Source organism: Streptomyces sp. NBC_01478 (genome assembly GCF_036227225.1).
Classification (GTDB): Bacteria; Actinomycetota; Actinomycetes; order Streptomycetales; family Streptomycetaceae; genus Streptomyces.
This window is the reverse complement of sequence record NZ_CP109444.1, coordinates 11,367,435-11,393,440: the sequence shown is the minus strand read 5'-3', so window position 1 is coordinate 11,393,440 and position 26,006 is coordinate 11,367,435. Positions and strand designations below refer to the sequence as shown.

Genomic DNA, 26,006 nt, shown 5'->3' with positions numbered 1-26,006 from the left:
GGTCTTGAACATTGCCGGCATGGACATCGGTGTACTACTTCCGACCGGAACCGCCCAGTGGGGCGCTGCCGACGACCCCCGCGAGCTGATTGCCTTCGGCCGGTACGCCGAATGCTCGGGCTTCTCCTCGCTCTTCGCCAACGATTCCCTGATCAGCCCGCGCATCGAGGCACTCACGATGCTGGCCGCACTCGCCCCGGTGACCGAGACCGTGACGCTGGGCACAGCCGCACTGATGCCGTTCCTCCGTCGGCCGATCCAAGCCGCGCAGTCACTTGCGTCGATCGACCTGCTGTCCGGTGACCGACTCGCCGTGACCGTCGGCGCGGGCTTCCCCGGCCGATTTGAGCGACCCCTCTGCACGCTGTCCGAGCTGCCGTGGGAACGGCGCTTCGCCCGCTACCGGGCGACAGCGCAAACCATCCACTCTATCGCCTGTACTACGACACCGCCCGGCGCGAGGCCAACCGAAACGCCGCAGGCGACGTCTGCGGGGCCGATGACCCCAACTACGGCACAGCCGGCCTCGACTGCTACGAATTCCCCGAGGATCGTGATGGCGCATTCACTCGGTTCAGCCGTTGCCTACGAAGCACTGCACGCCCATCCAGAGCTACGACCGGAACTGTTCCTCACGCTCGGCTCACCGCTAGCCCTTCCCCGAGCCGTGTTCCATCGGCTGTGCCCCACCCCCCGGGGCGTAACAGCCCAGTTACAGGGCCGACGCCCGCCAGGCGTCGGTCGCTGGGTGAACATCGCCGATCCTGGGGACCCGGTGGCTGTGCCTCCACGGTCGAGCGGCAGCTTCAAGGGGATCGCCCTGGATCACACGACTCGCATAGCGCCTTTCGACTTCCACCAAGCCAAGAATTACCTCCGATTCGCCGCCACTGCGGCCACGATCGGCCCCTATCTCGATCTGTAAGCGTGCTGAGTCACAGTGAGTTCGGCCCAGCGAGGCGGCAGTCTGCTCCATCGCCTTTCGTTGGCCGGCCTGGAGCAGTCCCGGCACATACGCCCCGCCATACCAGCGCAGGCTTCGCCCTCTCCATGACAGTCGCTAAGACGATGTCCTATGTGGTGAGGCGAAGGAGCCGTTTGTAGCAGCAGATGGCGGCGGCGAGGCCGAGAAAGGCCAGGTAGTTGCGGGGATCGCGCTCGTAGCGGGGGCTGAGTCTGCGGTAGCCGGACAGCCAGGAGATGGTCCGTTCGATCACCCACCTTCGGCGGCCCAGGCGTTCGCTGGACTCGATGCCCTTGCGGGCGATGCGTACGCCGATGCGCTTGCCTCGTAACCATTTTCGCAGGTGGGGAATGTCGTAGGCCTTGTCGGCGTGTAGCCGTTGCGGCTTGAAGTGGCGGCCGCGGTGGGGGTCGTGTCTCGTTTGGTGACCGGCCACCATGGGCTTCAGGCCTTCGCTGTCGTGGACGTTGGCGGCGGAGACGCCGACGACCAGGGGCAGTCCGGTCGCGTCCGACAGGACGTGCATCTTGGAACCCGGCTTGCCCCGGTCCACGGGGCTCGGACCTGTGTGTTCGCCCCCTTTTTAGCCCGTACGTGGGCGGAGTCGAGGACGACACGGGAGACGTCGATGAGGCCGGCATCGTCCAACCGGTACAGAACCGCTTCGTGCAGGCGGCCCCAGACCCCGGCCCGCGACCAGATCAGGAACCGGCGGTGCGCGGTCGACTTCGATATCCCGAAACATGGTGGCAGAGCCCGCCAGGCACATCCGCTGACCAGCACGTAGATGATCGCCGCAAACAGCGTCTCATCAGGCGCGTTCTGGGTTCCGCCGCCCTGCGGGCGCACTCGTTCCTCCGGAATCAACGGCTTGGCGATCTCCCACAGGCCGTCCGGAACAATCCAACTCCACGTATCCCGCCCCATACACAGACCAACGAGCGATCACCACATAGGACATCGTCTAAGCGTGCCCGCGAGTGCCTCTCAGATGGACTGGCTCCCCAGGTCATTCCTACCCGCGACACTGACCGTCCCTGGGGAGGATCTGGGGAGTACGGGCAGCGTTGGGGAGCGCGTAGGGAGAACGGATCTCATAACTTGGCACGACCCTGAAAGTCACTGAAAGATCCATACGCGCACGTCAGGCGTGAACGCAACAGCATCCTCGCAGGTCAGTGCCACCTAGTAGACGACTTCACGACGAAGTCCACCGGCGTCGGGTGATCAGGAATCCGGCCCGGGACTGGCCTCTACGAGTCGCTCCGAACCGACCGCCATCGCAAACGCCCCGCCCGGTGCCCGCGTCAATACTCTGCTGCGTCCATCGGCACCCCACCGGCGGCGGTCGAACCCCTGGTCTACCTGGCGGGTCCCACCCCAGTGATCGGCGTCTGCAGCTCCCAACAAGTTGCCTGCGCAGGCGAGACTCGCCGATGCCGAGGAACCGCCCGCGAGCAAGATCCGGACCATTCCCGGGCCAGCAAACCACTCTGAGCTCGGGTGGGCACGATTTGCGCTGGTCAGCGACGTGTAGCCCGTGTACCACCAACAGACCAAGAACCTGCTGATGTCGTACTCACCGAAGAAGCCGGGCTTCTTCTAGAGCCTGAAGTCGGTTGCCCGGAGGCATCGTCGCGCTCCGGGCAACCCGACACGACTGCCACGCAACGTAACGATTCGGATTGTTCTCATTACTCCACGGCGTTCCGTGGCATTCCACCCGGACCAGTCGCGGACCAATTGGCACCGGAGAACATCACCTCGCGAGCCGACCGATCATGAGCGCATCGACCCGCCGAATACCCGTGGGCAGCGCTCGACCCGTTGACACCGCTGGCGGAGGTCCTCGATCTCTTGGGCGCCTATCAACACCCGCTCCCCGCGCTCGCCACAATTTTCCCTGGCTCCGGAGCCGTTGACCGGCTCGTCGTCGTACTCCCCCGCATCCGTAGGGATGTTCCCCACTCGGCGTCGGCCAACTGGTGACGGGCCGTGTGTCCCCACGCAAGCGGAGGTGTTCCGCCGCCGATGTGGTCGTCGAGACAGACCACGGCGTCGACTCCTCGCGAGCGGCTCCGAATCTGCCAACGCCTTCCTCGCCACCGGCCGGCCGTCTTCGACCTCACGTGCGCCCTCGGACGACCGGCACCTGCCGCTGCACCCGCCCGGCCGACGGCGCGCTGAACCCGGTCGCGACGGCACCGTCTTCGTCGGATGAACTCCCGGCTGTCAGGTGCGATCCAGCACTGAGCGGAGCTTGTTCCGCGAGTTGACGTCGAGCTTGGTGAACACCTTGTGCAGGTGCCATTCCACCGTGCGGGGGCTGATGAACAGCTCGGCGCCGATCTCGGAGTTCGTCTTTCCGCCGGCGGCCAGTCCAGCGATCTGGGCTTCCTGCGCGGTGAGGGCTTCAGGTACGTCGGTCGCGTGCTGCCGTACCGACTCGCCGGTGGCCAGGAGTTCGCGACGGGCGCGCTCGGCAAAGGCGCTTGCCCCGAACCGGTGCAGCATTTCGTAGGCGATGCGCAGCTGCTCGCGCGCGTCGATACGCCGGTTCTCCCGGCGTAGCCACTCGCCGTACACCAGATGGGTGCGCGCGAGGTGGACGGTGACCCGGCTGCGCTGGAGGCGCTCGATGGCCTCGCGGTACAGCGGGTCGGCGGCCCGGCCGTCGCAGAGCAGTGCTTTCGACCGGGCCAGAACGCCAAGGGCCCAGTCCGTGCCCGCGGCGTCGGCTTGTTCCTCAAGGCGGCGCAGGGCCGACTCTGCCGCCTCGGGGGCGTCACTGCGAGCGCCCGCCTCGACGAGCTCGACGAGGGAGAACCCGGTGCCCGCGAAATCCTCGTACTCCCCGGCCTCTTCGGCGTGGGCCAGGGCGTCCTGGTACTGGCCGAGGCCGTTGTACAGAATCGCCAACATGTACGAGCGCAGACCGATCGTCCGCCCCTCGCCCCAAGCGGTCCCGTCGCGTGTGCCGGCCTCGATCACCTCCAGCGCCCGGAGATCGCCGCGCCAGACCATGAGCAGAGCCGTGGGGTACCCGAGGCGCGAGTTGCCGGTCACCTCCGTGAGAGTGTCGGACTCGTCGATCAAGGCCGCGGCAAGGTCGAACTCTCCGGCGTGCACATGCACGACCGCCCGATAGCAGAGGGCCAGCGGAAGGAAATTGAGCGCACCGGTCTCGCGGGCCGCCCGGACCGCGTGCGTGGTCAGTTCGTGCCAGGTCTCGTCGTCCCACAGGTCGCCGGCGACCAGCCACGTCAGCCAGAGCCAGCGCATGACGTCGTCCTTGTCGTGGCCGGCGGCTTGCCGGAGCGCCCGCAGCGTGGGCCTCAACAGCGACGCACCTTCGACGTAGCCCTCGACGAACCGCGTCGCCAGGCCGTCGAGCAGTGCGTCAGCCAGCCGGGGAGGCTGCGGACCGCGCGGTGCGGCACGGGCGGCCTCGGCCACCGCCCGCACTCCGCCATGTCCGCACAGGCGGCCCGCCACGACCGCGGAGCCGAGTGCTTCGAGGTACGCCTCACGCGCCTGTCCGTCGTCGACCCCCTCCAGTCGGCCGGCCGCGTCGAGCAACAACGGCAGAGCTTCACCACCACGCCTGCGCGCGAAGACGATCTGGGCGCGCAACCGGGTCAGCCGCGCGCGCTGGGCTTCGTCCAATGGGCCCATCTCCGCGGCGGCGAGGAGGTCCAGCGCCGCGTCGGGAGCCCCGGCCTCGAAGGTGGCCTGCGCCGCGGCCACCGCTCTCGTTCCTCGTACGGCCGGATCGGGCGTCAGCTCTGTCGCGCGTCTCAGAAACGCGGCCTCCGCCGCGATACCGCCGCGGGACTGGGCCCTGGCTGCCGAGCGCTCCAGCTCGCCCGCCAGGGCCTCGTCGGGTTCGACCGCCGCGTGGGCACGATGCCAGGCTCGGCGATCCGAGTCGAACTCCGGATCGGTCGCCTCGGCCAGTGCGCGATGCACGTCCCGGCGTACTCCGGGGTCAGCCGCGCGATAGGCCGCCGAGCGCACCAACGGATGACGAAACCGTACCTGCGCCCCGAACTCGATCAGCCCCGCCCGCTCGGCCTCCCCCGCGGCGTCCGGCCCGATTTCGAGCTGCTCGGCCACCCGCCGCAACAGCGGCACGTCTCCCACCGGCTCGGCCGCCGCCGCCAGCAGCAGCCGTTGCGCCGCATCCGGGAGCGACGTGATGCGCCGCAGGAAACTCTGCTCGATCTGACTCGCCAACGGCCGGGTGTCCGGACGCCCGAATCCGCCTGCCAGCTCCGTCGTGGTCAATCCCCGCGTCAGTTCCAGCAGAGCCAGCGGGTTGCCGCGGGTCTCGGCGACGATCCGGTCCCGGACGCGTTCGTCCAGCCGACCGGGGACCACCGAGTCCAGAAGCGCACGCGCATCGTCGTCACGCAGACCCCGGACCACAAGCTCCTTCAGCGCCGCCCACGGGTTGTCCCCCCGGGGAAGCGTCGACGTACGCACCGCGAAGACCAGCGCCACCCGCTCCGCGAGCAGTCGGCGCGCGACGAAGCTCAGGGTCTGTGCGGAGACCCGATCCAGCCACTGGGCGTCGTCCACCACGCACACGAGCGGCTGCTCCTCCGCCGCCTCGGCCAGCAGGCTGAGCACCGCCAGCCCGACCATGAATCGGTCCGGCGCGCTTCCTGCACGCAGACCGAACGCGACGGCCAAGGCATCACGCTGCGGGCCGGGAAGGCGATCGAGCTGCCCCATCACCGGCACGCACAGCTGGTGCAACCCGGCGAACGCCAGCTCCATCTCGGACTCGACGCCTGTGGCCCGGAGGATCTGACACCCTGTCGCACTGCCCACGAGGTACTCCAACAACGCGGACTTGCCGACCCCGGGCTCGCCGCGCAGCACCAGTACCTGGCTCCGGCCGGCCCTGGTGTCGGCCACCACCTGGTCCAGCGCTCCGCACTCGCCACGCCGGCCGCGCAGCCCGCGCCGAGGAACACTGCTCGACATCCACCACCCACCGCACAGATAAGAAGAGCCTGATCCTGATCAACTCGGATCGCCCCATCATGCGCTCCTGCGCGTGGCACGGACAATCGCCGGACGACCACTGTCGGCACCCTGCCGACGGCTCTCCACATCTTGGTTGCCGGACCATTGCCAAGGGAGATCATCGGGGTTACGACACGGCGCGAAGCCCCTGTTGCAGATTGATGAGCTGCGCCATGTCGCCGACTCGCGCTACGCCCAGGACGGCTTCGAGCAGCTCGTCACGCTCCACTGAATCGAATGGTTCGCACCGCTGTCGGGCGAGATGCCCGTGCGCTCGGAGCGCCAGTTACCGCGCGTCGACCTCGCCGAGTTCGAGCATGCCGACGATCTATTGGAACGACTATTCGAACGCCTGACGAAGTACGCACACGGCACGTTCGGCTGGAGAGAACCGTTCCGTCAGGAGCCGGACCGCGCACTTGAGCACCTCCCCGGGTTCGGCCTCGTGCGCCGGATCGGCGGCTGCGCGATCTCGTTCCGGACTCCCCTTGCCGACACCAGCCTCTCGGCGAGCGCGAGCGCAACCTCGGAACGAGGGGGCCCAAACGACACGGTGGGAAACCGCCGCCCTCGCCGCCCGAGGCCGCCACGAGGATCCGAGGTGATCCGGATGCCCCGCCGACCGCTTTCCGGTATCTATACATGCGATGTATAGTCCGCACCGTGTCAGGCGGCACTTTCGGCCGCCAACTGTTCAATGCCTCGATGCACACAAGGTGTGTTGCCGTACAGCATGGCTTGTAGGTCAGAAGCTTCAGGCATCGGCCCTTCAAAGGCTCTTGCGGGCACACCTTGGGTGGTTTGTCACCCCACGGCCAGAGGCATGGTCGTCGGCGCTCCGCGCCCAGCACGAGAGGTTGCCAGTGAACCCACGTCTGCAGCATGTGCGACAGGCCGTCTCCCCATCGGCCCCACGTCGTCGACAGCAATTCGGAAGTCTTCGCGCTCTCGGCTTCGGCGCACGGCTCGCCATGACCGGCGGCCGGGACGGTTTGGTGCGTACCGTCCTGATGGCCGTGGGCATCGGACTGGGGGTCGCACTGCTGCTGCTGGCCTCGTGCGTACCCACTGCCAGACACCACCGAGACGAACGGATCCACAACCGGATCGACATCAATCTCGACGACCGGGTCATCACACCCTCTCGCAGCACGGTGTTGCTCAGTGAAATTGACACGGTGTTCCGAGGCAGGGAAATCCGGGGAAGGATGCTGGAACCCGAGGGGCCTGCGGCGCCGCTGCCTCCCGGAGTCACGCGATTCCCGCGTCCCGGGGAGATGGTCGTCTCACCGGCACTCCGGAAGCTGCTGGCCGCGCCCGGGAGTGACTTGCTTCGCGAGCGCCTCGACCATCCCATCACGGGAGAAGTCGCGGACCGGGGTCTGGTCGGGCCCGGCGAATACGCCTTCTATCTGGGCGGCGAACACATGGCGGACGGTGTCGCAGGAGCCCGTCGACTGGACCACTTCGGCAAGGCCTATCCAGCGAAACCGCTCGACCCCGAGCTCGCGCTGCTGAGTATCGTCGGGATGGTCGTGCTGCTCGCCCCGGTCGCGGTGTTCATCGCCGCAGCCGTCCGGTTCGGCGGCGAACACCGCGACCGAAGGCTGGCCGCGCTACGGCTGGTAGGCGCGGACCGTCGGATGACCGCCCGTATCGCCGCAGGCGAGACGCTGGTCAGCGCGCTGCTCGGCGTCGCCCTGGGCGCGGTCCTGTTCCTGTTCGGCCGACAGTTCATCGGGTTGATGGACATACCGGGACTCAGTGTGTTCACCGAGGACCTCAGCCCGCAGCCCGTTCTGGCGGCACTCACGGTGGTCGGCGTGGTCGTGCTGTCTCTCGCCGTAACGAGGCTGGCGATGAACGGGGTGGTGGTCGAACCCCTCGGGGTGGTTCGCAAGTCCGGTGGTGCCACACGACGGCTGTGGTGGCGCATCGCTGTGCCCGTACTCGGACTGCTTCTGCTACGGACGTCAGCGCGGGGCGGATCCGACCTACGCAGTGCCACCAGCGTCATTCTGATCGTTGTCGGCATGCTGGCGTTGCTCGTCGGCGTGACCGCCATTCTGCCCTGGATCCTGGAGCAACTCACCAGGGTCTCCGGCGGATTCGGTCCCCTCTCCTGGCAACTGGCCGTCCGTCGGTTGCAGTTGAGCAGCGAAGCCTCCACCCGCTCGGTCAACGGTATCGTCGTCGCCGTGGCCGGTGCCGTAGCACTGCAGACCCTCTTCACCGGGATCGCGCACGGTCAGAACGGCGGCAGCGGGGCAGCCAGGAACAGTTCCACGCCGAGCACGCATATCGGCGTCGCCAGTCTCGACGACGACAAGGGGTACAGGGATCGGTACGCCTCAGTGTTCTCCGCAACGCCCGGCGTGCAACAAGCGATCGGCTACGCGGAGTTGTCCGTCAGCGGGTCCGATGACGATTTCCCGCAGACGGTCCGCGTCGCAGGATGCGGCCAGCTGACACTGCTTGCCTCGCTGCCCGGCTGCACCGATGGAGATGCCTTCGTCGTCACCCCGCGGAACAGCCCCAGCTCCGCCGACACGACCGTGTGGAAGTCGGGCAGCACGATGCGCTTGGACATGAAAGGCCCCCTGTGGAAGGTGCCGCACATCACCGCCACCGTCGAGGCCAGGAGCAGCGATCCACAAGGTGCCTTCCCCGAGAAAATGCTGCTCGCCACCCCCCGAGCAGCCGGCTCCTCGACGATGGCGGACGCTGTGAGCACCATCAGCATCAGGTACTCGACGTCCAGTGAAGACATCCAGGACCGGCTTCGCACGGCAGCCGCCCGGCTGGACCCTTCCTTCACCGTCGATTTCCCCACACAGGCCAAGGGCGACATGGCTCTCGACGGGATCAGGCGGGACCTGCTGGCCGGGGTGACCGCCGTCCTGCTGCTGATCGCGGCAAGTTTGCTGCTCGGTACGATCGAACAACTCCGGGACCGCAAACGCGTCCTGGCTGTGCTCGTCACCTTCGGCACCCCGCGGCGCACCCTCATCCACTCGATCCTGTGGCAGACCGCGTTGCCGGTCGCGACAGGACTACTCGTCGCAGGAGTGGTGGGAACCGCCCTCGGCAGCGCGCTGCTCGGTCTCATCGGCAGGACAGCGGTCTACGACTGGAACAGCATGCTGGCGATAGCAGGCATCGGAGCTGCCGCCAGCGTCGCCGTGACCGTGCTGACGCTCCCCACATTGTGGCGGTCCTCGCACCCGGAGAACATCCGCTTCGAGTGAGCGATGCCGTCCCTCACGGCGGGGCATCCTTCGTGCGAGGTTCCCCCGCAACCACCTGACCCTTCTCGGCCTGGCTGCAGCTCTCCGCTGCTACCGACGATTCCTCCGGCCGACCCACGCTGGACACCGTCTGGGGCCGACGCGCCGTCAGCCGGTGTTGGCCCCTGGCGAATCGGCCGTCGGGTGTTCGTCGTGGAGTGCGGCGAGCGCGGCGGCGAGCCTGCCGCGGCTGGTGATGCCCAAGCGGGGATAGATGCGGTACAGATGGGCTCCGACGGTGCGGTGCGAGATGAACAGGCGCTGGGCGATCTCCCGGTTGCTCAGCCCCTGCGACGCCAGCACCGCGATCTGCATCTCCTGGGCCGACAGCCGGTCGCTGGTGTTCGCCTGCCGCCGACCGCTCGACTCGCCGGCGGCGCGCAGTTGCTCACGAGCCGTCTCGGCCCAGGGCCGCGCGCCGATCCGGTCGAACTCGTCGCGCGCGGTGCGCAGCGGACTCCGGGCGTCGACGTTGCGCCGTTGCCGACGCAGCCGGCGGCCGTGGTGCAGGTGCAGCCGGGCTCGCGCCAGGGCCCAGCCGGCGGGCAGCGCGGCCAGCGCCGCGGTGTAGCGCTCCTCCGCCGTGTCGTCCGGCGCCAGCACCGCCTCCGTGTAGGCCTGGGCCACCACCATCATTTCCGAGGGCAGCCTGGCGGCCAACTCGGGGAGTCCGTCGAGTAGTTCCCGGGCCTGCTGCACGGTGCCCGCGGACACCGCGGCGTCCGCCAGGTCCGGTGCGAGCAGCCAGCGACTGACCGAGTGGTAGTGCGGGTCGGCGGGATCGAACGCGCGGGAGATGGCGTCGTACGCCTCGGTCGCGCGGCCGTCGAAGAGCGCCAGCAGGCCCTCGACCTGCTGCGCCATCACGGCGGCGAACGGCATGCCGGGGAACAGCCGGTGGGCACGGAGCTCGCCGAGCATCCGCGCCGCGGCCTCGGACTCGCCGCGCAGCGCCGCCACCAGACTCCCCGTCGCCTTCACCCCCAGCCAGACGATCCATTCCCCGCTCTCCTCGGCCAGGGCGAGTCCTTCGCCGGACTCCTCGCGGGCCCGATCTAGCTGACCGAGGTACACCCGCGGCCAACTCCCGGCAAGTGACCGGGCGAGCAGCCCGAGCCTGCCCTGCGACCGCCACGCCGCGGCCGCCAGCGACAGGTACCGGGCGGCGCGGGTGACGTCGCCCAGGACCATCGCGCCGCTGCCGAGGAAATGCGTGATCCGGCCGTCCTCGTGGTCCGGGCGGAGGCCGTCGAGCAGTGCGATCACCTCGGCGCCGTACCGGTACGGCTCGGTGTACGCCCGTACCGCCAGGACGACGGGAGCGTCCGGATCAGGGTTCCATCGGTCCAGCTCGGCCGAGGCCAGCGTGCGCACCCGTGCGTCGCCGTCCTGGAAGAAGCACCGGGCGGCGGCCCGCCACAACAGGTTCTCGGCGACCCGCACACCGCCTGCGTCGAACGCGCCGGCCGCCGTGGTCACCATGTCCTCGATCCGGCGGTGCGGCTCGTCGGGTTCGAACGCCGCCTTGTCGGACACGACCATAAGACGAGCCCGTTCCAGTGGGCCGAGTTCGCTCATGTCGGCCCGGTCCAGCAACAGCTGGGTGTGAACCCGGTCGTTGATCTCGCTGGCCGACTCCACTGCCCGCACCAGGATCTCGGTCCTGCGGCGCGGGTCCTGGACCAGCTCGGCCGCCTGACGCAGGGCCGGAACGGCCGACGCCACCTTGCCCCGGGCCAGCGCCGTGTCGGCGAAACGTTCCAGCCTGACGGCGAGTTCCTCGTCCGGACCGAGCGATGCGGCGGCCAGGTGAAGAAGCTGGTGCTCGGGTGTGTCGGCCATGGCCTCTGCGACGGCGCGGTGAGTGTCCAGCCGATCGGAGACGCTGGCACGGGTATAGATCGCCGAACGCATCAGCGGATGCCGGAACTCAAGAGTACGGCCGACCAGAACGACCAGACCCGCGTCGACCGCCTCCTGCACCGCCTTCACGGAAACCGCCGTGCCTGTCAGACGACTCGACACGTCCAGCAGCCGGTTCAGTGGCGCGTTGGGCTCGGCGGCCAGGGCCAGCAGGAGCCTGCGGCACTCCGGGCTCACCGAGTCCGTACGCGCGGCGAACGCGTCCTCCAGGCGCTGGGTCAGCGGCAGATCGTCCATCTGCGGTGCCAAGTCCTGCACCGTCTTGGGCAGCTCGACCAGGGCCAGCGGGTTGCCCGCGGCGCGTTCCAGGATGAAGGCCCGGATCGGCGCCGACAGGTCCGGCGCGGCCGTATCGAGCAGTTCGGCGGCAGCCGACGACCCGAGTGGCTGCAGAGGGAGGTCCGGTTGCGCGCTCGGGTCGTAGGACTCTGGAGAGCGGACCCGGGACGCGGCGATGATCAGTACGGGGAGGTCGCGGGTGCGCCGGGCCACGAATCTGAGGACGTCCCGACTCGGTGCGTCGATCCACTGCAGATCGTCGACGATCAGCAGGAGCGGCTCCCGGTCGGCCTCGTCGGCGAGCAGTTCGAGTACGGCGAGCGCGACCCGGAAGATGTGGGGTTCGGTCTGCGTGGCGCTGAACGCGTCGACCAGCGCGGTCCGGTGCGGGGTCGGCAGCTTCTCGATGCCGTGGGCGACCGGTCGCAGCAGCAGTTGCAGGGCCGCGAACGGCAGCCACAGCTCGGTCTCCACACCGGCCGCGCTCAGCACGTTGAATCCGCCCTCGGTGCCGTCGGCGCCGACGGTGCGCAGCAGCGCCGACTTGCCGACGCCGGCGGGGCCGTGCATCAACAGCGCACCACCGTGTCCGTCCGCCGCGTCCGCCAGCAGCGTGCGCAGGATACGCAGCTCCTCGTCCCGGCCGATCATCGCGCGGGTGCCGGGTTCGGCCTCGGGAAGGCTCCGACTGCTGGGCTGACCATGTGCGGCTTCCTCCGTGCAGAAGGTCACGTCGCACGGCATTCTAATCGCGCCTCATTACGCCCTCGGTGCGCCCGCAGCATCAGTCAAACGACTCGACCTCGTCGGTACTGCCGCGCCGGGGCCGGGATTCGAAGACGCCGTCATCGACAGAACCCGCCGGGATGGTGGTCTCCGGCGGGTTCTGTCGATGACGGCGCTGTTGGGTTCAGTTCGGCGTCAGGAGGGACACTTCGTGGGTCCCATGCGGATGAGGGTTTCGCGTGTCTCCTCGGTCAGACCGCCCCAGATCCCGTGCCGTTCCCGGTGGTCGAGCGCGTACCGGCGACACGGAACCCGTACCGGGCACCGATCGCAGATCATCAGCGCCCGTCGGACGGTCGCCAGGTCGCCCGGAGGAGGGAAGAAGGTCTCGATGTCGGCGCCGCGGCAGGACGCGACAAGCCACCAACCCGCCACCGAACGGACAGGCAGGGCACGGTTGTTCAGCCGAGGGGTGCGCGGCGCTGTCATCCCATCTCCTCCAGCTTCTTGCCGTTGGTCTCACGCACCCGTACCGCGACGAAGACGAAGGACAGCACGGCGAAGCCCGCGTAGACGGCGTAGGTGGACGACAGGTTCCAGTCCGACATGCGGGGGAAACTCTCGGTGACGGCCCAGTTGGCGATCCAGTTGGCGGCGGTCGCGACCGACATCGCGGCGGCGCGGATGCGCAGCGGGAACATCTCGCCGACCATCACCCAGAGCACCACACCCCAGGAGACCGCGAAGAAGAAGACGAAGGCGTGGGCGGCGACCAGTGCCACGGTGCCCTGAGTGTCCGGGATGGACAGACTGCTGCCACTGCCTGTCCGGTACGAGAACGCCCAGCTGGCCAGAGCCAGCGACACGGCCATGCCGGCCGAGCCGGTCAGCGCGAGCGGTTTGCGGCCGATCCGGTCGATCAGCAGCATCGCCACGACGGTTCCGACGATGTTGATGATGGACGTGGAAAGGCTGATCAGCAGGGAGCTGGCCTGGTCGATGCCCACCGACTGCCACAGCAGCGACGAGTAGTAGAAGATGACGTTGATGCCCACGAGTTGCTGGAACACGGCCATCCCGATGCCGACCCACACGATCGGCAGCAGCCCGAAGCGGCCGTCGAGCAGATCGCGTACCCGCGGCTTGTGGTCGGTCCTGAGCGCGTGCTGGATCTCGGCGATCCGGTCCTCGGCGCCGGCGTTTGTGCCCTGCAGGTCACGCACTACGGCGAGGGCCTGGACTTCGCGGCCCGTGGCGACGAGGAAGTGCGGCGACTCAGGGATGCGCAGAGTCAGGAGCAAGTAGGCGAGTGCCGGTACGACGGCGGCCATGAGCATCCACTGCCAGGCATGCAGGGCACCCAACGAGTTTTCGCTCTTGCCGTCGGCCCCTTGGGCGATACCCCAGTTGACCAGCTGGGAGGCGGTGATGCCGAGCACGATGGCCGCCTGTTGGAACGAGGCAAGCCGACCGCGGTGGTCGGGCGGCGCAACCTCGGCGATGTAGGTGGGGCCGATCAGTGAGGCGAGGCCGATCGCCATACCGCCGATGACGCGCCAGGCTCCCAGGTCCCAGGCGGAGAAGGGCATGGACGAGCCGAGCGCACTGATCGCGAAGAGAACCGCTGCCAGGTGCATCACGCGCCGACGGCCGACGCGGTCGGCGAGACGCCCGGCGACGGCCGCACCGAAGGCGGAACCGAGCAGGGCGGAGGCGACGATGGTGCCCGTCTCACTGGAGGTGACATCGAACCGGTGCTGGATTCCGGTGACGGCGCCGTTGATGACGGCACTGTCGTAGCCGAACAGGAAGCCACCGATCGACGCGGCCGCCGATATGTAGGTGATGCGCCGGAGGTTGGTCGGGCGGAGCGCGGCCCTTGAGTGGGCCGACTCCGCGGAAGAGGCGTTCGAGGTCATGGACAAGCACTCCTTCACGGGACCGGGTGCCCGGACTCGCGGGCGGGAGCACCGGTCGTAGAGGACGCGGATCGGGAGGACGACTGCGCCGGCGCCCCTGGGCCGCTCTTCGGGCCTGCGGGCGAGCCCGTCGCGGGTCAGAGAACGGAGGCCGGGGACGAGAGCAGTTCGTGGAGGCGCGCCAGGTTGGCCGCGCCGACAAGGCCGGCATCCGATCCGGCGGTGGCGGTGCGGACCTCGGCGTAGACACGGTGCTCCCCGCCGCCGAGGGCCCGACGGTAGGAGATCTCGGCCGGACGCCTGATCAGTTCGCCGGTGTCGCCGAGGCCGCCGCCGATGACGATGACGGACGGATCGAGGATGGACGCGAGGTCGGCGAGAGCCTGGCCCAGCCAGCGGCCCGACTGCGCGAACACGTCGAGGGAGAAGGGGTCGCCGCCGAGGGCGGCCTTGGTCACATGGTGGCCCTCAAGGCCGGAGGGGGTGCCGTCGCCCAGGGCGAGCACCGCCGCGGCCCGTGCCGGATCGGCGACCGCCATCTCGCGGGCGCGGCGCGTGTGGGCAGCTCCGCTGGCGTACTGCTCCATACAGCCGTGCTGGCCGCAGGGGCATGGCAGGCCGTCGGGGACCGCCCGGTAGTGGCCGATCTCGCCCGCCATGCCGAAGCGGCCTCGGAAGAGCCGGCCGCGGCTGATGATGCCTCCACCGAGGCCGGTGCCCGCCATGACCATCAGCATGTCGTCGTGCCCGGCACCGGCTCCGTGGATGAACTCGCCCCATGCGGCCGCGTTCGCGTCGTTCTCGACGACGACCGGAAGCCCGGTGGCCTCCTGGACGATGTCTCGGATCGCCTTGTCGTGCCAGCCCAGGTTGGGCGCGAAGCGCACCGTCGAGCGGTCCGCGTCCACGTATCCGGCGGCTCCGACGCCGACCGCCCGGACCTCGTACCGACCCGCGCGGACCCTCTGTACCGCCTCGGCGACCGCCTCGGCGATCCGGTCCGGATCGTGCGGGGTGGGGATGCGCACACGGGAGACCACCTCCCCTGCCGGGTCGACCGCCCCTGCGGCGATCTTCGTGCCGCCGAGATCGACGCCGACGGTCAGACCGCCGTTCTGTTCGTTCATGCGGCACCGTCCACGCGGTCGAACTCGTGGGGCGCGTGGCGACGTGTGTGTCCACCTGACCGCTCCAGGTCGACGAAAAGGAGAAACATGGTGTGGTTCCTAACGTTGTTTTGCCATGTGAAGGAAAGGAAGGAGAGTCGGCTCATCACCATCCGGAACGCCGGGCAGGTGGCTTCGGCACCCCGAAGGTGACGGTTCGCTGCCGATCCAGGGACTGCCTCAGCTTCCGCGATCCGGCGTCGAGTTGCTTGAGTCATTCGACTGCGTCCTGGATTTCGTCCGCCCGCCGTGTCACACATGCGGGCCGTGCCCGGTCTCCTCCCGTGAGGCAAGCAGATTGACGGAGGTGTCACACGGTGTTGGAGACGGAATCAACGGGCGGCAACGGCGAGCGCGAGGGCCGGCAAGCGACCGGCCCCAGGATGCTGGCGAACGTCAGGCCGCCCTTCGTGCCGGAGGGTGCTTCGGCGATGACCGTGCTGGTCGAGTGGCCGCCGGGCCATCCCGGTACGCCACCGCATCGGCACTCGGGGCCGTGTCTCGGCTACGTCGCCGAAGGTGCCGTCCGGTGGGAACTCGAAGGCGAGCCCGAGCGTGTGATCAAGGCCGGTGAGACGTTCTGGGAGCCGGGCGGTGACGTGATCCATTACCAGAACGGCAACGCCCTGTCGGACACGCCGGCCAAGTACGTCGTCGTCATGTTGGGCGCCCCCGGCCGGCCGATGCTCACGCCGGTCGACGAGGACGAGCTGGAGAAGCGGGCCCATCTGCGTGCCCCGCGGCCTTCCGCCGACTGAACCACCGCTCGGAGACGCTGAGTTCGTCACGGCAGTTCTCGAAGGGGGCCACTGTGGCCGGTGATGGATCGATGTCGCACAGTACGACCGAGGGGCTGGTGGGACGCGACCGGGAGCTGGAGCTGCTCCGGTCGTACGTCGACCAGGTGCTCGTCCGCGGTGGGGTGCTGTTGCTGTCCGGGGAGCCGGGCGTCGGCAAGTCCGTTCTCCTGGATGCCGCGGCGAAGGCGGCGACGACGGCCGGTGCGCTGGTGTTGCGCTCGGCCGGGGTCGAGTTCCTCGCGGATCTGAGCTTCTCCGGACTGAACCACGTACTCGAACCCCTGCTGCACGAGTACGACGGACTCGACCCGGCACACCGCGAGGCCCTGACCGTCGTGCTGGGCGCACGTGACGGGGCCACAGTGGATCGGCTGGTCGCCTACGGGGCCGTACTGGCGCTGCTCCGCAGGGTCGCGAGCATCCGTCCGGTTCTGTTGGTCATCGACGACCTGCAGTGGATCGACCGGGCCAGCGCCTCGGCGCTCGCGTTCGTCGCCCGGCGGCTGACCGGGAGCCGGGTGGGCCTTCTCGCCGCCTCACGGCCGGGGTTCGAGAGTTTCTTCGAACGTGCGGGACTTCCCGAACTCACCGTGTCGCCGCTGAACGACGAGGCCGCGACCGACCTGGTCGGCACCCGGTTCCCGATGCTCGCCGGGCGGGAGCTGCGGCATGTCCTCGCACAGGCCCAGGGCAATCCGCTGGCCCTGCTGGAACTGCCGGTCGCACTCGACGACTCGCGGGGCAGCGCGGGAGTGGTGCTGTCCGAGGTGCTCCCGCTCAGCCGTCGGCTGCAGGACCTCTATGCCTCCCGGGTCGCGGAGATGCCGGCAAGTTCCCGCCGCCTGCTGCTTCTGGCCGCGCTGGAGGACAGCGGCGACCTGCCGGTCCTGCGGGCCGCCGCCCCAGGCGAGGACGTACTGTCCCTGCTCGCCCCCGCGGAGCGGGCACAGTTGCTGCGGGTCGAGCACGGCGGCCTGGGGCGGCTGTCCTTCCGCCATCCACTGATCCGCGCGACGATCGTGTCGGGCTCGACCGGCGGTCAGCGCCTGGGTGCCCACCACGCTCTGGCCCGGGCACTGACCGATCAGCCCGATCGCCGGGCATGGCACCTGGCAGAGGCCACGCCCGATCCGGACGAGCGGGTCGCGGCACTCCTGGAGCACACCGCCCATCGGGTCCGCCGGCGCGGCGACGCCGTCGGCGCGTTCAACGCGCTGGTACGGGCCGCCGACCTCACTCCCGATCCCGCGGACCGCAGCCGACGGCTGGCCGAAGCCGCCTTCGTGGGCGCGGATGTCGCCGGAGAGCTGCGCACGGCGGCGGAACTGCTGGTCGAGGCCCGGCGCGCCGACCCGGACCTGAGGGGATCGCTGCGGGCGGCGGCCGCGGCCTCCCACGTACTGCTCAACCGCGACGGTGACGTCAACACCGCGCACCGGCTGCTCGTCGGTGCGATCACGACCCGCGAGGGCAGGTCCGACGGTGACGACGAGTCGCTCTTCGAGGCGCTGTGCACCCTGCGCAGGGTGTGTCTGTGCGCGGGCAGATCCGAGCTCTGGGGTACGTATCACGCGGCCATGTCCCAGCTGACCGTGCCGATGCCTCCCCTCCAGGAAGTGCTCGGCGACGTCTACGCGGACCCGGCACGTTCCTCCGCGGCCTCCCTCGGCCTGCTCGACGCGGTGATCCGCGACCTGCACCTGGAGTCGGACCCGAGCCGGATCGAACGGATCTCGATGGCGGCGCTCTTCGTGGACCGGGCGACGGGGTGCCGTGCGGCTCTCTGGCCCGTCGTCGACGACGGGCGCGAGGGCGGCGCGGTCACCTCGGCCCTCATCGCACTGGTGGTGCTGTGCCTGGACGACTTCATGACGGGTCGGTGGGACGAGTGCGGCCGTCTCGCGGCAGAGGGGCTGGCGCTGTGCGAAGCCCACGGCTATCAACTGCTGGCCCAGCAGTTCCACCGGGCCCAGGGCCTGCTCGCCGCGGCGCGGGGCGACGGCGGCACGGTGCGGGAACTGGCGCAGGGGATCACGGAGTGGGCGGTGTCCCGCGGCGCCCGAACCATCGAGCACTTCGCACTGCACATGACGGCACTGGCCGCCCTTGGACGCGAGGACCACGAGGAGGCCTACCTCGCTGCATCGGCGATCAGCCCTTCAGGTGTGCTGGCCCCCCATGCCCCGCTGGCCCTGTGGGTTCCCATGGACCTCGTGGAAGCCGCCGTCCGCAGCGGGCGGCGGGCCGAGGCACTCGCGCATGTCGCCGCGATGCGGCAGACGGGTCTGCCCGGCGTCTCCGCCCGCCTGGCACTGGTCACCGCCGGTTCGGCCGCGATCGCCGCCTCGGAGGACCGGGCCGCCGACTACTTCGAGGAAGCGCTCACCGTTCCCGGTGCCGAGCGCTGGCCCTTCGACCTCGCGCGGGTCCGTCTGGCCTACGGGCAGCACCTGCGTCGCACACGGGCCGTCAGGGAAGCCCGGGTGCACCTCGCCGCCGCCCTCACAACCTTCCGCCGTCTCGGGGCCGCACCATGGACCGCGCGAGCGGCGGAGGAACTGCGGGCCACCGGCCGTACCGCCACGCGGGCCCGCCAGGACCTGGGGACCATCCAGCTCACGGAACAGGAACACCGGATCGCCGCACTCGCCGCCTCCGGAATGACCAACAAACAGATCGGCGAACGTCTGTTTCTCTCCCACCGAACCGTGGGGGCCCACCTGCACCGGATCTTCCCGAAGCTCGGCATCACCTCTCGTGTCACCCTCGGCGAGGCCCTCGCCGCACTGCCGCCGGAGCGGCCCCGGGCGGAGCGGTCTCCCACCTCGTCGCAGCCCTAGAACGCGGTACTCGGGGGAAGAGACGCGAGTGCGTCCCTGAGTGCCGCGCGTGAGGCGATTCCGAGTTTCGGGAACAGCTGATAGAGGTGCGAGCCCACGGTTCGGGGCGAAAGGTGGAGACGTTCACCGATCTGCTTGTTGGTCATCCCGGAAGCCGCGAGTGCGGCGATCTCCTGTTCCTGCGCGGTGAGAGTCACGGAGCCGTGCTTCGTCCCGGTCCGGGACCGACGGGTGGCGCGTAGTTCGCCCGCTGCCCGGTCGGCCCACGGCCGGGCGCCCAGACGCTCGAACGCCTCGGCCGCCGCGTCCAGTTGGGTCCGGGCCTCCGTGACGAAGCGCATGCGCCGCAGTCGCTCACCGTAGGCCAGCCGTATCCGGGCCAGGTCGAAGGGCCAGCCCCGCGCGCCTGGGACGGCCAGTGCCTGCTCGAAGCCGACGATCGCGCCGTCAGCGGGTGCGACGAGTGCGGCGGAGCCCGCCACCAGCAGCGCCAGCCGCGGGGAGAGCGCCGCGGCACCGGCTTCCCGCATCGCACGCACGTGTGCTTCTGCCTCACCGGTGCGCCGGGTGTGCACCGCCGCCTCCACGAGGTCCATGCCGGCCCACAGCACGTGCGGAGCGTGGGACGCGAGGTGGCCGGCTGGGCTGATCGCCACAGCGTGGCGATATGCGCATTCGTAGTCGCCCGCACCGAGTTCGGCGAGGCCCCGGGCGTGGTCGGCGAAGGCCGCCGCCCCCAGAACCCCACGGGGCACGGCCCACTGCGTGATCCGGTCGGCCAGGCTCCGGCTCTCCTCGAAGTGCCCGTGGACGGCGGCGAGCAGAGCCTGGTGGTACTCGAAGTACCAGGCGTAGAAGGGGTACTGGCGCTCGTCGCAGATTCTCAGTCCCTCGTCGGCCAGCGTTCCGGTCTCCTCCCACCGGCCTGTCGGGAACGCCTGCAGGCACAGGTGCATGAGCGCGTCGATGTGCCGGCGGACGTGGCCGCCCCGGCGGCCTTGACGGACCGCGTGCCAGGAGACGTCCCGTAGCTCCGCGAGCCGGTCGGCGTGGACGGGGCCCGTACCGATGCGGACGATCTGCCCCGGGTCCTCGCCGTTCCGGATGCCGTCGAGGACCGAGTCGAGCTGCTGACGGCCGGCCGAGCCGGTGCCGACCGGGTCCGCCGGCCTCTTGCCATAGGCGGAGAGTATGGGCGGAGCAGTCGGCTTCAGACGGTCGAGGGCGGCGTGGAAGGGTTCCCACAGGGCGTCGCGACCACCGGACCAGCACACGAGCAGCAGCACACGCAGTGCCTCGATGAGGGCGTCGTCCCCGGCGTCGTACCCGTGGGTGCCGTTCTCGATGGCTGACACCAGGAGGCGGTGAGCCATGTCGATGTCACCGTCACCGCCGTTGAGCAGGAGGAGCGCCCCGGTGGCGGCAGCGAGCGGAGACCTGGTGAGGTCCGGGTCCGCGCGCCGGGCACGGTCGAGGAGCTCCGACGCCGAGCGCACCTCACCGGTCGCGTCCGCACCGAGGTAGGCGGCCCGGGTCAGCCGGCGTCCTCGGTCCGCGGAACGGGCGCTCAGCTCGGCGGCCCTGGTGAAGGTGGCGACGGCCGCTGAGGCGTCACCTCGTCGGGCGGCGCGATGCCCGGCCTCCTCAAGCAGGGCGGCAACACGCTCGTCGGGAACGAGGGTTGCCCGGCCCAGGTGCCAGGCACGCCGCTCAGGTGTCTCCGCGCGGATCTCGGCGAGTGCGCGATGAGCCTGACAGCGCTCGGTCAGGGTACTGGTGTCGACGATCGCGGCCCTCATCAGCGGATGGCGGAAGGCGACCCGGCCGTTCGTGCCGTCGACGGTGATCAGGCTGTCCGATTCCGCCGCTGCCAGCGCCGTAAGAGCGTTCGGGTCCTGCGTCCCTGTATGGAGGACACCCGGATCTCCGGTGTCGTCGAGGGCGAGGAGCAGCAGGAGTCGGCGCGATTCTGCCGACAGGCCGGCCACGCGCGAGGCGTGGCGGCTCCGAAGACGTGGGGAGAGGGGCAGTACGTCGGGCAGACCGGCCAGCGCGCCGCGCTGCGCGCTGCTCAGCGCGGCGGGCAGCTCCACGAGCGCCAGCGGATTGCCCTGCGCCTGCTCCAGGACGCGGTCCCGGACAGATGCGGCCAGCCCCGGAAAGCGGGCTCCGAGCAGTTCCGCGGCCGCGTCGCGATCCAGCGGCGGCACCTCGTACCGGGTGAGCCCGTCCCGATCGAAGAAGGTCCCGGCTCCCGACCTGGCGGCGGCGAGGAATCCGATACGACTGCCCGCCAGCCGACGGGCGGCGAAGCCCAGCACCGCCGAACTGGCCCGGTCGAGCCGGGCGAGGTCGTCCACGACGATGAACACAGGGCGTTCGGCTGACGCTCGGCGCAGCAGCAGGAGCACCGAGTGGGAGACGTGAGGCCCGTCGGGCACCGGATCGCCGCCGTAGCCCAGCGCACTGCGCAGAACCTTCCGATGTGGGTCTCCCAAGCTCTCGAACCGGTCGTTCAGCGGCAACAGCAACTGGTGAAGACCGGCGTAGGCGAGTTCGGCCTCGAACCGGACACCGACGGCCGACAGCACCCGGGCACCCGCCCCGGACATGCCCCTGGCGACCTCGCCGAGCAGCACGCTCTTGCCCACCCCCGGCTCCCCGGAGAGCAACAGGGCACGGCCCGTGGCCGTTCCCGGCCCGAGCAACGCCTTGATCTCCTGGACTTGCCGCGCACGGCCCACCACCTCAGGGGGCCGACCGCCGTCCGCGGCCAACCGCACGGTCCCACCCGACGGTTCGGGCACGGCCCTGCGCGATGCCGGTACAGGACGGTGCTGCGACCATCGTGAGGGCAGGTGTCCAGAAGGGGGCCGGGGCAGCCGTTCGGCGCTCGAGCCGAGTGACATGGGTACTCCGTACGTCGCGCCCTCCTCCCCGCTGCACGGCGGGAAGACTTGGGATCACCGTGCACCCGGCCCGCGAGGACAAACATCAGTAACGTGACTGCACGGCGACTCGCGGGTCATTTGACTGATGGTGCGGGCACACCGGTGCCTCGCAGAATCGTGTTGTCCCTGAATCACACGACCGGGCGCATGACGCATCACACCGTGTGCCCTCCGAGCCCCCCTTGATCCCACCGGTTTACCGAGCGGTGATGTGATGAGAGAACCTGACAGTTGCACCCTGGCGGTGTGCCGGATGCTGGTCCGCCTGGTCGTCGCCGAAGGAGTGGACCGGCCATTGATGCTCGATCTTTCCTACGACACAGCCGATCCCTACGCGGTGTCCTTGACGTTCCACATGTGCACCGACGCGACCGTGCGTTGGGTGGTCGGCCGCGATCTCCTCCTCGACGGGCTGGAGAAGCTCACCGGCGTCGGCGACATCCAGGTGTGGCCCTCCCGGCTCCCATGGGCGGGCAGGGTTCACATCGCGCTGTGCCCGTGTCCCAGGCAGGAGGCGGTCGTCGTGACCGTCTCGGCACGAGCCCTGGAAGCCTTCCTGCGACGAACCCTCGCGATGGTGCCCGCCGGCACCGAGGAACGCCACCTGGACATGGATGCAGCCGTCCACCAGCTCCTGAGCGATCCGGGCGGGTCGCTTCGGTAGGAGCCCTTTCCGAGCCCGACGGACCGGCACCGCGAACCCCGTCCCCGGCGCGCATGTCACATCGGCGCGGCCTGCGCGGTCTACGTGGTGACGGACAACGAAGCAGAGGGAATCATGCGACAGATTCTGATCGTCGGCGGCGGCTACGCGGGCTTCTACACCGCATGGGGTCTGCAGAAGAGGCTGCGTCCGGGTGAGGCGCGGGTCACGGTCGTCGACCCGCGCCCGTACATGACCTATCAGCCGTTCCTGCCGGAGGTGGCGGCCGGTTCGGTGGAGGCACGGCACGCCGTCGTCTCGCTGCGGCGCCATCTCGGCCGTACCCGGCTGATCGCGGGGACCGTGACCGAGATCCGTGACGCGGACCGTACGGTGACCGTCCGCCCGGTGCGCGGCGACGCCTACGAGCTGCGCTACGACATCCTCGTGGTCACCGCCGGTGCCGTGACCCGTACCTTCCCGATCCCCGGACTCGCGCAGCGGGCCATCGGTCTCAAGCACGTGGAGGAGGCCGTGGCGATCCGGGACCGGCTGATGACCGCGTTCGACCAGGCCGCGTCGCTGCTGCCCGGCCCCGAGCGGCGAAAGCTGCTCACCGTCACGTTCGTCGGAGGCGGGTTCTCCGGCGTCGAGGGCTTCGGCGAACTGCTGTCGCTGGCGACCGCGATGCTCAAGTCCTATCCCGAACTGGCCCTGGACGACCTGTCGTTCCACCTCGTCGAGGCCCGCGGCCGCATCCTGCCCGAGGTGAGCGACAGGCCGGGTGCGTGGGTGGTGCGCCACCTGGAACGCCGTGGCGCGCACGTCCACCTGAACACGCAGTTGCTGTCCGCCGAGGACGGCCACGTCGTCCTCTCCGACGGCCAGGAGTACGACTCCACGCTGATCGTCTGGGCCGCAGGCAACGCCTCGAACCCGGTCGTGCACAACCACACGGACCTGCCGGTCGACGAGCGCGGCCTGCTGCTGGTCCGGCCCGATCTGCGCGTGGGCACGGACAGCGCACCGGTGCCGGACGTGTGGGCGGCCGGGGACGACGCGACCGTGCCCGACCTGGCCTCGCCGGTACCGGGCGCCCGCACGGTGCCGAACGCCCAGCACGCCGTACGACAGGGCAGGCTCCTCGCCAGGAACCTCGTGGCCGATCTGCGCGGGCGGCGCGTGCGGGACTACCGCCACGGCAGCCTGGGCGTGGTGGCGACGCTGGGGCTCGGGCGGGGCATCTTCCAGTACAAGGGCATCGTCATCAAGGGCTTCCCGGCCTGGCTGATGCACCGGGGCTATCACGTGCTGGCGGTGCCCAGTTGGGAGCGGAAGATCCGCGTCCTGGCGGTCTGGCTCACGGCGGCCCTGACGGGCCGGGACCTCGTCTCCCTCGCCTCCGTGCAGCATCCGCGGGACGCCTTCGTCACGAACGGGCGCACCCAGGACCCGGAGGCCGACCGGGCGAAGGAAGGCAGTTCGGCATGACCATGTGGGGTTCTCGTTTCCACCGGGGGTACGCCATGGCCGCACGCGAGGAGGCCGCTCGCGGCCTGCCCGACATCGAGGGCTACCTGTACCAGGAGGCTCACATGGGAGCGACGCACCGCCGCGTGGCGGCCCTCACCGCGCGCGTGGAGGGGCTCACTCCCGAGCAGAAGCGGGACATCGGAAGGTGGTACGTCGATGAGCAGAGACACGTCGCCCGCATGGTGACCGACCACATCGCCGAGCGCGTCGACGCGATGGAGGCGCAGCACCAGGTCCGGATCCGACAATGGCTGCGGGGAACACTCACCGCCATGGTCCTGATCACCCTCGCGATGACCGTCTGCGTCGTGGTGATCCTGGGATCGTCGCACTGACCGAGGCGCCGCCTAGGAACGCCCGGCGCGATACAGGCCCCTGCCGGCGCGCTGGACACGGGAGGAAGCGACGAGACGGTCGAGTGTGCTGCGGACCGCGTTGATGCTTGCGCTGTCGGCGTCACGGTCGAGCGCCGCCGCGACATCACGGGCCCGCACGTCGACGTCGCCGACCTCGGTGAAGTACTTCATGATCTGCTCGGTGAGCCTGCCGTACTGCTTGTGCGCGTCCTCGTCATGGTCCGGCCGGGAGGTGGCGGGCGCGATGTCCTCATCCTCCGGCGCCTCATCGGCCGGAGCGCCGATCACGCTGGCCAGGGCCCCGAGAGCACGCTGGACCGACCCGAGATGTGCCACGACGGCGGCCAGCTCCCTTTCCAGCGCCTGCTTCTGGATCTGCAGCCGGGCCAGTTCCTCCTGAAGGCCCTCGGCGGTGACCTCGATGCTGTGCGCTGTTCGGCTCGTAGAGACCATGTTTTCTCCCCTCCTCAACCCTTGTCGACATCATATGCAGTGCTTCGGGTGCCAGACAGAACATCTCAGTGTGCCGAACAGTGGGATTCCGGCGGCTCGTGAAAAAACATTGTCCGGCCCTGTCACAGGCACCAGTCGGCCGCGGTCTATGCAGCGGATGAAACGGAGCAACGGAGGCCAATGGATCATGTATGTCGAACCGTCCCCCACCCCACCCGACGATCTCGACGGGGCCGTCGCCGTCTTCGTACTCCATCGCAAGCGGCTCTTCGGGATCGCCTACCGCGTACTCGGCAGCGCGGTCGAGGCCGAGGACGTGGTCCAGGAGGTGTGGCTGCGCTGGCAGAAGACCGACCGCTCGGTGGTGGCCAATCCCGCGGGCTTCCTTTCGAGCGCGACGACTCGTCTGGCCATCAACGTCGCGCAGTCGGCGCGCGTGCGCCGGGAGACGTACATCGGACCGTGGCTGCCGGAGCCAGTCGACACGAGCGCGGACCCGGAGGTCGGTGCTCAGCGCGCTGAGGCGGTGGAGCTGGCCCTGCTGCTGGTGCTGGAGAAGCTGACTCCCGTCGAGCGTGCCGTCTATGTACTCCGTGAGGCGTTCGACTACGCCTACGCCGAGATCGCCGACATGCTCGAACTCAGCGTCGTCAATGTGCGGAAGATCGTGAGCCGTGCTCGTCGTCACCTGCTGGACGAGCGACGGGAGAGCGTGGACGCGGCCGAGCACCGACGCCTGCTGACCGCCTTCGTCTCAGCGGCCCGGACGGGAGACGTGGCATCACTGGAGGCCCTGCTCGCACCCGGTGTCGTCAGCCTCTCCGACGGCAACGGAATGCGGGGCTGTGCCCGGGTGCCCGTGCTGGGCCGCGCCCGGGTGGCCAGACTCTCGGCCTATCGGCACCTCTGGCGGGAGGCGGAGCTCGAGCTGGTCGATGCCAACGGTGCTACGGGCGTGCTGGTCCGCCGGGACGGGCGGACCCTCGCTTTCATGACCGCCACCGCCTCGAAGTACGGCATTCACCAGGTGCTGTGGGTGTTCACTCCGAGCAAGATCGCCGGCTTCCTCGATTCGCGTTCCCGTCTCGCGAGGTCCCTCGACGCCGTGCCGGACGGTGTGTGACGGCGGCGT

Annotated in this window: 16 protein-coding genes; 8 read left to right on the top strand and 8 right to left on the bottom strand. The window is 69.5% G+C overall.

The window, feature by feature from the left end; genetic code table 11:
- Positions 1–19 precede the first annotated feature (19 nt).
- A complete protein-coding gene (locus OG223_RS50595) occupies positions 20–925 on the top strand; it encodes an LLM class flavin-dependent oxidoreductase (RefSeq protein ID WP_329264371.1) in 906 nt (301 codons plus the stop codon).
- 148 nt (positions 926–1,073) lie between these two features.
- Here OG223_RS50595 and OG223_RS50590 read toward each other — a convergent pair.
- Together OG223_RS50590 and OG223_RS50585 are read right to left on the bottom strand one after the other, a co-directional pair.
- A protein-coding gene (locus OG223_RS50590) for an IS5 family transposase (RefSeq protein ID WP_329264369.1) occupies positions 1,074–1,891 on the bottom strand; the annotation gives its coding sequence in 2 pieces (ribosomal slippage) (positions 1,074–1,549 and positions 1,549–1,891; 819 coding nt in all).
- Positions 1,892–3,196: 1,305 nt separating this feature from the next.
- Complete coding sequence (locus OG223_RS50585) at positions 3,197–5,956, bottom strand: helix-turn-helix transcriptional regulator (RefSeq protein WP_329264367.1); 2,760 nt, start codon at positions 5,954–5,956, stop codon at positions 3,197–3,199.
- A gap of 1,058 nt (positions 5,957–7,014) precedes the next feature.
- Here OG223_RS50585 and OG223_RS50580 point away from each other — a divergent pair.
- Positions 7,015–9,246 carry an FtsX-like permease family protein gene (locus OG223_RS50580; protein WP_329264365.1) on the top strand — a complete coding sequence of 744 codons (2,232 nt, stop codon included), beginning with the start codon at positions 7,015–7,017 and terminating at the stop codon, positions 9,244–9,246.
- A gap of 147 nt (positions 9,247–9,393) precedes the next feature.
- Here the strand turns inward: OG223_RS50580 and OG223_RS50575 are convergent, their stop codons facing one another.
- From OG223_RS50575 to OG223_RS50560, 4 genes are all read right to left on the bottom strand, one after another.
- Entirely contained in the window at positions 9,394–12,219 is a 2,826-nt protein-coding gene (locus OG223_RS50575) for an ATP-binding protein (protein ID WP_329264364.1), read from the bottom strand.
- Between the two features lie 189 nt (positions 12,220–12,408).
- On the bottom strand, positions 12,409–12,702 hold the full coding sequence (locus OG223_RS50570; RefSeq protein WP_329264362.1) for a WhiB family transcriptional regulator: 294 nt from the start codon (positions 12,700–12,702) through the stop codon (positions 12,409–12,411).
- A complete protein-coding gene (locus OG223_RS50565) occupies positions 12,699–14,132 on the bottom strand; it encodes a sugar porter family MFS transporter (RefSeq protein ID WP_329264360.1) in 1,434 nt (477 codons plus the stop codon). Before OG223_RS50565 ends, OG223_RS50570 begins: the two co-directional genes overlap by 4 nt.
- Before the next feature lie 137 nt (positions 14,133–14,269).
- The gene (locus tag OG223_RS50560; protein WP_329264358.1) at positions 14,270–15,259 is read right to left on the bottom strand and encodes an ROK family glucokinase; all 990 of its coding nucleotides are present in this window, start codon (positions 15,257–15,259) and stop codon (positions 14,270–14,272) included.
- A gap of 422 nt (positions 15,260–15,681) precedes the next feature.
- Between OG223_RS50560 and OG223_RS50555 the strand changes: the two genes are divergently transcribed.
- Positions 15,682–16,056, top strand: a complete 375-nt coding sequence (locus OG223_RS50555; protein ID WP_329265888.1) for a cupin domain-containing protein — start codon at positions 15,682–15,684, stop codon at positions 16,054–16,056.
- Positions 16,057–16,127: 71 nt separating this feature from the next.
- Positions 16,128–18,938, top strand: coding sequence for an ATP-binding protein (locus OG223_RS50550; RefSeq protein WP_329264357.1), 2,811 nt, complete (start codon positions 16,128–16,130; stop codon positions 18,936–18,938).
- On the opposite strand, the gene OG223_RS50545 is transcribed toward OG223_RS50550, so the two are convergent.
- Positions 18,935–21,721 carry a helix-turn-helix transcriptional regulator gene (locus tag OG223_RS50545; protein ID WP_329264355.1) on the bottom strand — a complete coding sequence of 929 codons (2,787 nt, stop codon included), beginning with the start codon at positions 21,719–21,721 and terminating at the stop codon, positions 18,935–18,937. The two genes, OG223_RS50550 and OG223_RS50545, sit on opposite strands and share 4 nt — an antisense overlap.
- Before the next feature lie 382 nt (positions 21,722–22,103).
- Here OG223_RS50545 and OG223_RS50540 point away from each other — a divergent pair, with 382 nt between their 5' ends.
- The 3 genes from OG223_RS50540 to OG223_RS50530 all read left to right on the top strand — a co-directional run bounded on the left by OG223_RS50540 (position 22,104) and on the right by OG223_RS50530 (position 24,400).
- A complete protein-coding gene (locus OG223_RS50540; RefSeq protein ID WP_329264353.1) occupies positions 22,104–22,553 on the top strand; it encodes an SsgA family sporulation/cell division regulator in 450 nt (149 codons plus the stop codon).
- 114 nt (positions 22,554–22,667) lie between these two features.
- Positions 22,668–24,023: an NAD(P)/FAD-dependent oxidoreductase gene (locus tag OG223_RS50535; RefSeq protein WP_329264352.1), complete on the top strand. Its 1,356-nt coding sequence runs from the start codon at positions 22,668–22,670 to the stop codon at positions 24,021–24,023.
- Positions 24,020–24,400, top strand: coding sequence for a hypothetical protein (locus tag OG223_RS50530; protein WP_329264350.1), 381 nt, complete (start codon positions 24,020–24,022; stop codon positions 24,398–24,400). Before OG223_RS50535 ends, OG223_RS50530 begins: the two co-directional genes overlap by 4 nt.
- A 12-nt stretch (positions 24,401–24,412) precedes the next feature.
- On the opposite strand, the gene OG223_RS50525 is transcribed toward OG223_RS50530, so the two are convergent.
- On the bottom strand, positions 24,413–24,874 hold the full coding sequence (locus tag OG223_RS50525) for a hypothetical protein (RefSeq protein WP_329264348.1): 462 nt from the start codon (positions 24,872–24,874) through the stop codon (positions 24,413–24,415).
- 187 nt (positions 24,875–25,061) lie between these two features.
- On the opposite strand from OG223_RS50525, the gene OG223_RS50520 reads away from it, so the two are divergent.
- Positions 25,062–25,997, top strand: a complete 936-nt coding sequence (locus tag OG223_RS50520; protein ID WP_329264346.1) for a sigma-70 family RNA polymerase sigma factor — start codon at positions 25,062–25,064, stop codon at positions 25,995–25,997.
- Positions 25,998–26,006 lie beyond the last annotated feature (9 nt).

Coding starts and splice junctions, on each gene's coding strand:
- OG223_RS50595 (WP_329264371.1), top strand. CDS start 20: ATGGACATCGGTGTACTACTTCCGACCGGAACCGCCCAGTGGGGCGCT.
- OG223_RS50585 (WP_329264367.1), bottom strand. CDS start 5,956: ATGTCGAGCAGTGTTCCTCGGCGCGGGCTGCGCGGCCGGCGTGGCGAG.
- OG223_RS50570 (WP_329264362.1), bottom strand. CDS start 12,702: ATGACAGCGCCGCGCACCCCTCGGCTGAACAACCGTGCCCTGCCTGTC.
- OG223_RS50565 (WP_329264360.1), bottom strand. CDS start 14,132: ATGACCTCGAACGCCTCTTCCGCGGAGTCGGCCCACTCAAGGGCCGCG.
- OG223_RS50560 (WP_329264358.1), bottom strand. CDS start 15,259: ATGAACGAACAGAACGGCGGTCTGACCGTCGGCGTCGATCTCGGCGGC.
- OG223_RS50555 (WP_329265888.1), top strand. CDS start 15,682: ATGCTGGCGAACGTCAGGCCGCCCTTCGTGCCGGAGGGTGCTTCGGCG.
- OG223_RS50550 (WP_329264357.1), top strand. CDS start 16,128: ATGTCGCACAGTACGACCGAGGGGCTGGTGGGACGCGACCGGGAGCTG.
- OG223_RS50540 (WP_329264353.1), top strand. CDS start 22,104: ATGAGAGAACCTGACAGTTGCACCCTGGCGGTGTGCCGGATGCTGGTC.
- OG223_RS50535 (WP_329264352.1), top strand. CDS start 22,668: ATGCGACAGATTCTGATCGTCGGCGGCGGCTACGCGGGCTTCTACACC.
- OG223_RS50530 (WP_329264350.1), top strand. CDS start 24,020: ATGACCATGTGGGGTTCTCGTTTCCACCGGGGGTACGCCATGGCCGCA.
- OG223_RS50525 (WP_329264348.1), bottom strand. CDS start 24,874: ATGGTCTCTACGAGCCGAACAGCGCACAGCATCGAGGTCACCGCCGAG.
- OG223_RS50520 (WP_329264346.1), top strand. CDS start 25,062: ATGTATGTCGAACCGTCCCCCACCCCACCCGACGATCTCGACGGGGCC.